The 5,837-nt window shown below is 67.7% G+C and carries 4 protein-coding genes; all 4 read right to left on the reverse strand.

Annotated elements, in window-relative coordinates; genetic code table 11:
- Positions 1-384, reverse strand: a 384-nt coding sequence (locus tag U4Z31_RS36610; protein ID WP_321812961.1) for a DUF2827 family protein, incomplete at its 3' end; no start/stop codon positions are given.
- Between the two features lie 14 nt (positions 385-398).
- Complete coding sequence (locus U4Z31_RS36615) at positions 399-1,544, reverse strand: DUF2827 domain-containing protein (protein WP_044847399.1); 1,146 nt, start codon at positions 1,542-1,544, stop codon at positions 399-401.
- A gap of 399 nt (positions 1,545-1,943) precedes the next feature.
- Positions 1,944-2,612: an OmpA family protein gene (locus tag U4Z31_RS36620; RefSeq protein WP_321812962.1), complete on the reverse strand. Its 669-nt coding sequence runs from the start codon at positions 2,610-2,612 to the stop codon at positions 1,944-1,946.
- Positions 2,613-2,734: 122 nt separating this feature from the next.
- A partial coding sequence (locus U4Z31_RS36625) for a YadA family autotransporter adhesin (RefSeq protein WP_321812963.1) occupies positions 2,735-5,837 on the reverse strand: 3,103 nt, incomplete at its 5' end.

Consider the following 5,837-nt stretch of genomic DNA (forward strand, 5'->3'; position numbering starts at 1 on the left):
CTCGATGTCGATCACGTAGTCGTTGCCGACCCGCATCGTGACGACCTTGCCGCCGCGGTCGCGGAACGCGCGCAGGTAGTCGGCGCCGAACTGCGCGCTCATTTCGATCAGCACGTCGCAGCGCTCGAGCGCTTCGTCCATCGACAGCAGCGGCACGTCCCATTCGCCGAGCATCATCTGCGGATCCGCGAGCTGTTCGCCGCCGTTCACCATCACGGCTTCCGCGACGAGCGGCGACTGGCGCAGCAGCAGGATCAGCAGCAGGCAGTTCTGGAAGATGCCGTTTTCCCACAGCGACTGGCCGGCGCCGCGCACGAACAGCGACACGCCGACGACGAGACGCTTGCCCTCGCCGGGCGCTTGACGGGCATTGGAGTCCGACATGCGTATTCTCCGGTTCAGGCGACCAGACGCGAGACGAACGCGTCGAGGTTCGCGGGGTTGTCGATCGAGACCGACCGCAGCAGCCGGTCGGCTTTCGCGCGGTAGTCGTCGAGCTGCTCGTCGTGATGCAGCCAGGCATCGAGCAGCACGCGGCCGCCCGCGGCGGAATCGAAGTCCGGGTAGTAGTAGCCGGCGTCGCCGATCAGCGTCGAGTTGTGGATCAGCGGATAGCCGCCGTACAGCACGTCGTAGTACAGATAGTTCTGCGCGTTTTCCCAGTGGTGGGACACGACGGCGTCCGCGTGGCGCGCCATGAAGCCCGGCAGGTCGATGCGTGGCTCGAACGTCGCCTTGTGCTGGCGTACGAGGTCGAGGCTGTTCGCGAAGTGCAAGAAGGTCGGATGGGCCTTCATGTGCATCGAGTTGACGACGAACAGATGCTGCACGGCGTCCGGATGCGCGCGGTAAAGCTCGTCGCACGCGAGCATCGGGTAGTGGCAGGACTTCACGACCGAGATGTTCGGCTCGAGCGTGGCGAGATTCCACGGGCGACGGCCGGGCCGATAGCCGAACGTCAGGCCTTCGCTCGCCAGCGCGGCGATGCGGCGATCGAGGAAGTACGGCGACCAGATATGCGGCATCAGGTGCACCGGTGCGCGCAACAGGGTTTGCAGCATCGGTGCGCCGGTCTTCTCGTACTGCGGCAGCAGCCATACTTCGTCGAACGGCGTGTCGTTGAAGATGTGTCCCGACGGCTTGCCGAAGATCGGTGTTTCACCCAGGCCGGCGTAGACGTGTCCGCAGAAGAAGGCGACGAGTTTCTTGCCGAGCGCCTTCATGTGCCTGCGCCATTCGAGCGGCAATTGCGCGCCCATCTCGATCACGACGTCGAGGTCGTGCGTGACGTCGGAAGGCTTCACGAGCGGCACGTCGAGGCCGTCGAGATCGAGCCCGGCCGGAAACGCGTTGGCGTCGCCGCCGTTCAGGAAATAGACGGGGCCGACGCGGTCGGAGCGCTTGAGCATCATCGCGAGGAACGCGATGTTCTGGTGAATGCCGTTTTCCCAGATCGCCTGGCCGTCCCGCGCAAACAGCGAGATGCCGACGGCCGGCCGTTGCTTGCGGGTGCCGCCCGAGGCGGCTTGATTGATGTCCGTCACCGGTTGGTTTCCTCTGCGGCGTCGTGCGTTCGGCCGTGGCCGCGAAACGGCGCGCCGTGGATTGTCGTGGTTGTGTTCGCGCCGGCGCGCGCCGGAATATGAGTCGAGCGGCGCGAATCGCGGGGCGGCCGCCGGATTCCGGTGTGTCGTCGGGCGGGTCACGGCGCGCGACGCGGGCGGAACGCCTCGGCAGCTGTCTGCGGCGATTGTGGCACGGAAGGCGCCGTTTTGTGGAGGGGGCCTGACGAACTTTGACATAGCCGCCCGCGCGGGAGCCGGGGCCCCGGCGAAGCGGGGTCGGTGCGGTCGGGCGGGGTGGCCGGCGGGGCGGCTGCGCGTTGCCGGTCGAGGCCGTCGCGTGCGGGCGCGGGGTGCGCCGGGGCCGCGACGGCCGGCTGCTCAGCGCTGCAGCGAGATCTCGACGCGGCGGTTGCTCGCGCGGCCTTCGGCCGTCGCGTTGGACGCGACCGGATCGGCACTGCCGCGGCCCGTGACCGACACGGCCTGCGCTTTCAGTCCGTGTGCCTTCAGGTAGCTTGCGACGGTTTCCGCGCGGCGCTTCGACAGCGCGAGATTGGCGGCGTCGTTGCCGACCGAATCCGTATGGCCGGTGACCGTCACCCGCGTGTACGTGCGGTCTTCGCGTTCGTTCAGCAGCTTGTCGAGCGACGCGCGCGCGGCCGGCGTGAGCGTGGCCAGGCCCGTCGCGAACAGCGCGTCGCCCGCGAGGTTGACGTGTTCGACCGCGGCGGGCGCGGGGGCCGGCTCGGCCGCCGACGCAGCTTGGGCCGGCGCGGCGCCGCACTGGAACACCAGCGTCGCGGGATCGGAATTGTCGCGCAGCGCGCGGGCGGAATCGACGACGCGCACGGGCTGGTCGCCGCAGATCTTGCGGGCGGCCTTCATGCAGGTCTGCGGACCCGACAGCAGGCCGTGGCAGTCCACCTGGAAGGTGCGCACGCCGTCGCGCGGCTGCAGTTCGGAGGCGCTGAAGGTCGGGCCGGATGCGGTCGAGCACGCGGCGAGGGCCAGCGCGGAAAGCGCGAGCGCAAGAGCGAGTTTGTTCACGGTTACGTCCTCAATACTTGGGTTGACTGAAGCCCGCCGCGCGTTGCGCGGGGGGCTCGTCCTGCCGTCGGGGCCGCCCGGCGCCGCCGGCTCGCGAGCCGGCGGCGTGGCGGCGCGACGGGTTACTTCCACTGGTACAGCATGCCGGCGCCGATCACCTTCTGACCGCCGCTGAAGCCGCCGTTGATCGACGCCTTCAGGTTCTCCGTGATGCGCGCCTGCATGTTGACCGCCATCGCCTTCTGGCCGAGGAAGGTCGACGTGCCGATACCCATCCCGAAGTTGGCGTCGCGATCGAGCTGCGGGATCGACGCCATCGCGCCGACGGCCGCGATACCCTGCTTCGCCATCTGGTCGGTCTGCTGCAGTTGCGAACCCAGCGCGTTGATCTGCCCTTGCTGGCCGGACAAGGCGGTCGACAGCGTCGTCTGCACCTGCGTCAGCTGGTTCACGTTCACCGCGTCGGTGCCTTGCGTACCCGGCGCGACGTTCGTGATCTGGCGCTGTTGCGTGTCGCTGCCGACCGACACCACGTTCGAGCGACCGCCGTCGTTCGAATTTGCGCCGATCGCCACCGAGTTCGAGCCGGCGGTGACGGTCGGCCGGTCGGAGCCGGTGCCGTTCATGTCGGCCGCGATGGCGGTGTTGTTCGTCGCACGCGTCGTGTTGTTGTTGATCGTGGTCGACAACTGGTTCACCTGATCGCCGAGGTTCGTCACGCCGGTCGACAGCGAAGCCACCGTGCTGTTCGTCGTGCTCAGGCCGGTCGACAGCGAGCCGATGCCGGTCGAGGTCGACGTCGACAACGACGTGAGGTTGCTGTTCGTCGAGCTGAGGCCCGTCGACAGCGAGTTGATCGCCGTCGAGGTCGACGTGGACAGCGACGTGAGATTGCTGTTCGTCGAGCTGAGGCCCGTGGACAGCGAACCGATGCCGGTCGACAGCGACGCGATGTTCGACGCGGTCGACGTGGACAGGCTGTTGACCGCCTGATTCGTCGCGTTGAGCTGGCTGCCGTTGATCGCGTCCGTGCTGGTGGCCGATACCTGGCCTGCCGCGACGTTCGTGATCTGGCGTTCCGCACCGGGTGCGCCGACGCTGAAGACGCCCACTGGCGAGGTGCCGTAGACCGGGTACGTGATGCCGCCGACCGTGACGCTCGACACGCCGACAGCGTTGCCCGTGGTCGAGTTCGCGCCCATCGCGATCGAGTTGGCGACATTGGCCTGCGCGTTCGTGCCGAACGCGAGGGCGTCGGTTGCCGTGGCCTTCGCGTTCGAGCCGTAGGCCTGGGCGCCGATCGCGCTGGCCGTCGCCTGATTGCCGAGCGCGATCGTGTTGTCCGCGGTGGCCTGGTTTGCGCTGCCGAGGGCGAGCGCGCTGTTGCCGGTTGCCGTGTTCGCGTTGCCGAGTGCCACTGCGCCGGTGCCGGTCGCCGTGTCGTTCGCACCCAGCGCCACTGCGCCGGTGCCCGTTGCGACGCTCGGGTCGCCGATCGCGACCGCGCCGTCGCCGCTTGCGGTGTTGCCGGAGCCGATCGACACCGCCTTGCCGCCGGTGGCCGATGCGTTCTGGCCGATGGCGACCGCGCCCGCCGTCTGCGCGTTCGAACCGTCGCCGACTGCCACGCTGCTGGCGCCTGCCGCGCTGGCGTTCACGCCGGCTGCCAGCGAGTTGACGCCCGTCGCGCCGTCGTTGGCGTAGTTGCCTTGCTGCGTGCCGTTGTCGTTGACGCTGTAGTAGTGCGTCTTCGCGGCTTCGATCGCGGTCGAGGTCGAGGTGGACAGCGACGTGATCGAGCTGGTGGCCGTCGAGAGACCCGTCGAGGTCGACGTGGACAGCGACAGGATCGTGCTGGTGGCCGTCGAGAGACCGGTCGAGGTCGACGTGGACAACGAGTTGATCGAGCTGGTTGCCGACGACAGGCCGGTCGAGGTCGAGGTCGACAGCGAGCTGATCGAGCTGGTCGCCGACGAGAGGCCGGTCGAGGTCGAAGTCGACAGCGAGGCGACCGAGCTGTCGGTCGAGCTCAGGCCCGTCGACAGCGACGTGACGCTGCTTGCGGTCGACGTGGACAACGACGTCAGCGAGCTGTTGGTCGAGCTGAGGCTGGTGGACAGCGAGCCGATCGAACTGGTCGCGGACGACAGGCCGGTCGAGGTCGACGTCGACAGCGAGCTGATCGAGCTGGTTGCCGAGGAGAGGCCGGTCGATGTCGAAGTCGACAGCGATGCCACGGTGCTATCGGTCGAACTCAGGCCCGTGGACAACGAGTTGATGCCCGTCGAAGTCGAGGTCGAGAGCGAGCTGATCGAGCTGGTTGCCGACGAGAGGCCGGTCGACGTGGAGGTCGACAGCGAGGCGACCGAGCTGTCGGTCGAGCTCAGGCCGGTCGACAGCGAGCTGATACCCGTCGAGGTCGACGTGGACAGCGAGCTGATCGAGCTGGTTGCCGAGGACAGGCCGGTCGACGTGGAGGTCGACAGCGAGGCGACCGAGCTATCGGTCGAGCTCAGGCCGGTCGACAACGAGCTGATCCCCGTCGAGGTCGAGGTGGACAACGAGCTGATCGAACTGGTTGCCGACGAGAGGCCCGTCGACGTGGAGGTCGACAGCGAAGCGACCGAGCTATCGGTCGAGCTCAGGCCGGTCGACAGCGAGCTGATACCCGTCGAGGTCGAGGTGGACAGCGAGCCGATCGAGCTGGTTGCCGACGAGAGGCCAGTCGACGTCGACGTCGACAGCGAAGCCACCGAGCTATCGGTCGAGCTCAGGCCCGTCGACAACGAGCTGATACCCGTCGAGGTCGACGTGGACAGCGAGCTGATCGAGCTGTTAGCCGACGACAGGCCCGTCGACGTGGAGGTCGACAGCGAAGCGACCGAGCTATCGGTCGAGCTCAGGCCCGTCGACAGCGAGCTGATGCCCGTCGAAGTCGACGTGGACAGCGAGCCGATCGAGCTGTTAGCCGACGACAAGCCGGTCGACGTCGAAGTCGAGAGTGAAGCGACCGAGCTATCGGTCGAGCTCAGACCGGTCGACAGCGAGCTGATACCCGTCGAGGTCGAGGTGGACAGCGAGCTGATCGAGCTGGTTGCCGACGAGAGGCCAGTCGACGTCGACGTCGACAGCGAAGCGACCGAGCTGTCGGTCGAGCTGAGGCCGGTCGACAACGAGCTGATGCCGGTCGAGGTCGAAGTCGAGAGCGACGAAATCGAGCTGGTC

This window comes from Burkholderia sp. BCC1985 (assembly GCF_905339915.1).
GTDB lineage: Bacteria > Pseudomonadota > Gammaproteobacteria > Burkholderiales > Burkholderiaceae > Burkholderia.